General features: G+C 56.3%; 3 protein-coding genes and 1 pseudogene. All 4 read left to right on the top strand.

Annotated elements, in window-relative coordinates; translation table 11 throughout:
- A partial coding sequence (locus ACTJK4_RS25080) for an RHS repeat-associated core domain-containing protein (protein WP_440819218.1) occupies positions 1-1,077 on the top strand: 1,077 nt, incomplete at its 5' end.
- Positions 1,077-1,412, top strand: coding sequence for a hypothetical protein (locus ACTJK4_RS25075; protein ID WP_440077708.1), 336 nt, complete (start codon positions 1,077-1,079; stop codon positions 1,410-1,412). The genes ACTJK4_RS25080 and ACTJK4_RS25075, both read left to right, overlap by 1 nt.
- A 38-nt stretch (positions 1,413-1,450) precedes the next feature.
- Positions 1,451-1,546 (top strand): annotated as a pseudogene (locus ACTJK4_RS25070) (RHS repeat-associated core domain-containing protein); the annotation flags it as partial.
- Between the two features lie 497 nt (positions 1,547-2,043).
- Positions 2,044-2,731, top strand: a 688-nt coding sequence (locus tag ACTJK4_RS25065) for an RHS repeat-associated core domain-containing protein (RefSeq protein ID WP_440819217.1), incomplete at its 3' end; no start/stop codon positions are given.

Raw genomic sequence — 2,731 nt, 5'->3', positions numbered from 1 at the left:
GGCCGGCGCATCACCAAACACGCACAGGCGGTCTACTTCGAGCCCCTCGGCGCTGGCAGCGTCTACATCCACAACGAACGCGCACGGGTGAACAAGGAACTGGGGTGTGGTCTCACGCTCTACGGCTGGGACGGCGACACCCTCGCCTGGGAAGCCCGGCGCGACGCCGACATCATGCGCCAGGGCGCCTACCACCCGTCACCCGGCAGCACCCGCACCACGCACTATCTGTACGAACCCAACAGCTTCGTCCCCATCGCCCAGGGCGTCACGCACGGGACGCTGCCCCTGCACAAGCAGCCTGCCTATGCCGAGGCTGACTACGACATCGATGAGGATCCGCTGTGGCAGTACGAGATTCAGCCCACACCGTTTGATAGTTTGGCGTGGTACCAGTGCGACCACCTGGGCACGCCGCAGGAGCTTACTGACCAAACCGGTGAGATTGCGTGGAGTGCAAATTACAAGGCGTGGGGAGCGGCGCAAGAAGTCATTAGCGATGCAGCCAGGAAGGCGGGCATCCAGAACCCGATTCGGTTCCAGGGGCAGTACTTTGATCATGAGACGGGGCTGCATTACAACCGGCATCGGTACTATGACCCGAGCAGTGGGCGGTTCATATCGAAGGATCCGATTGGGTTGGCAGGTGGGATTAACGGCTATCAGTACGCACCCAATCCAATGGGGTGGGTTGATCCGCTTGGATTATCCGGTTTTGAACCTAAGGTTCTAACTAGCGGAACTGTCTTTAGAAATGCATCGGGGACCCCCGATAGCTTGACTCCGCGCTTGGGAAAAGACACGACCCGAATCGATGGGAAAGAGCCGGGCTTGTCGGCAGCCACTTCGGAAGCGGGATTGGACAGCGGGAAATATGTTGAGCTGGACGTCGGCAAGCTTTGTTCGTGCGGGCTTCAGGCGACGCATGATAAGCCGAATGGTCACGTGACCATTCGACCGATAAACGATCCGACCGATTCCAAATTAACAGACTGGGCGAAGTCCAGAGGAGGCGGCTCGACGCACTCTCTGACAGAAGGTATATTGGGAGCAGTCACTGGTCGGGGGAAAAAGTGATGGCGACCGATATCCAATCCTATTTGTCAGACTATGTAGCAAGGGTAAAATGCGCTCTTGAAAAGAGGGGCAATATTGAGTCATCGAATTCAGGATTTTACCAAAACTCTCTCGGCGGTACGGCATACGTAAGCTTCTACCCAAAGGAAATCGATCTAACACTTGATCTGACAGGTGTTGGGGATAAATATAGGGTAACTGCCGATCTGACGGATCAAGAGGGAAAAGTGATTTCTGGGGATATCTTTAAATTCGAGGGGAATCCAGATTATTTGTGCATGGCGCTTGACGCGTTCTTCCCTGATTTGGTTAAGTTGGTTTCGAATTGCCTTTAAATGAATGAGATGGCCGTGTCAGTGGCCCCTCGTTCCTCTACAGCCGGCATCGGTACTATGATCCAGGCACGGGGAGATTCATCAGCAAGGACCCGATCGGGCTGCGAGGTCGCTTGAACGCGTACCAATATCTGTTTGCGTCACCCCCGCTTTCAGGAAGTGGTAAGGCTAGTTGCGTTGCACTCCTCTGCTCATGTTGTTTTGTCGGACAACGAGCGCTCGGTGCAGGAGTTGCTGAGTAGTGGATGGTTTTACGACTCGCGTAAATTCCCTATCTCCATACTTCGCCAAGTTGAAAAAGCATCAATGTTTTTTCTAGTTCCTCTAGGGGAATTCGATGACGTGGAAGGTGGGGCAGTTGCTATAGCTAGGCCACTTCTAATTGCAAGTTGTTTCAGCATCGGACGTGAGCCAAAATTATAGGATTAGTGATTTGATCGGGACGGCCAAGTGGCGGGTTAGTGGCTCCAGTTGACACGCTGTTCGGCCAACGTGTTCTGCCGGAATCGACGCATGCAGGTTATGGCTAACAGCATGACTACAAAGCCAGAGCTGGCCGCTCATCACAAGACGATGCCAGTCATCTACGCCGGCTGCGCGCGGACGAAACACCTACTAAATCGACCACCGCTTGAGCGCGGCATACCAATACGATGCCCTGGGCCGGCGCATCACCAAACACGCACAGGCGGTCTACTTCGAGCCCCTCGGCGCTGGCAGCGTCTACATCCACAACGAACGCGCACGGGTGAACAAGGAACTGGGGTGTGGTCTCACGCTCTACGGCTGGGACGGCGACACCCTCGCCTGGGAAGCCCGGCGCGACGCCGACATCATGCGCCAGGGCGCCTACCACCCGTCACCCGGCAGCACCCGCACCACGCACTATCTGTACGAACCCAACAGCTTCGTCCCCATCGCCCAGGGCGTCACGCACGGGACGCTGCCCCTGCACAAGCAGCCTGCCTATGCCGAGGCTGACTACGACATCGATGAGGATCCGCTGTGGCAGTACGAGATTCAGCCCACACCGTTTGATAGTTTGGCGTGGTACCAGTGCGACCACCTGGGCACGCCGCAGGAGCTTACTGACCAAACCGGTGAGATTGCGTGGAGTGCAAATTACAAGGCGTGGGGAGCGGCGCAAGAAGTCATTAGCGATGCAGCCAGGAAGGCGGGCATCCAGAACCCGATTCGGTTCCAGGGGCAGTACTTTGATCATGAGACGGGGCTGCATTACAACCGGCATCGGTACTATGACCCGAGCAGTGGGCGGTTCATATCGAAGGATCCGATTGGGTTGGCAGGTGGGATTAACG

Origin of the sequence: Ralstonia sp. 22111 (assembly GCF_052045895.1) — a bacterium.
GTDB classification, from domain to species: domain Bacteria; phylum Pseudomonadota; class Gammaproteobacteria; order Burkholderiales; family Burkholderiaceae; genus Ralstonia; species Ralstonia wenshanensis.
Note: the sequence above shows the minus strand (reverse complement) of the source record. Positions and strands in the feature narration are given on the sequence as shown.

Excerpts from the sequence above, each read along its gene's own strand:
- ACTJK4_RS25075 (WP_440077708.1), top strand. The coding sequence starts at position 1,077 with ATGGCGACCGATATCCAATCCTATTTGTCAGACTATGTAGCAAGGGTA.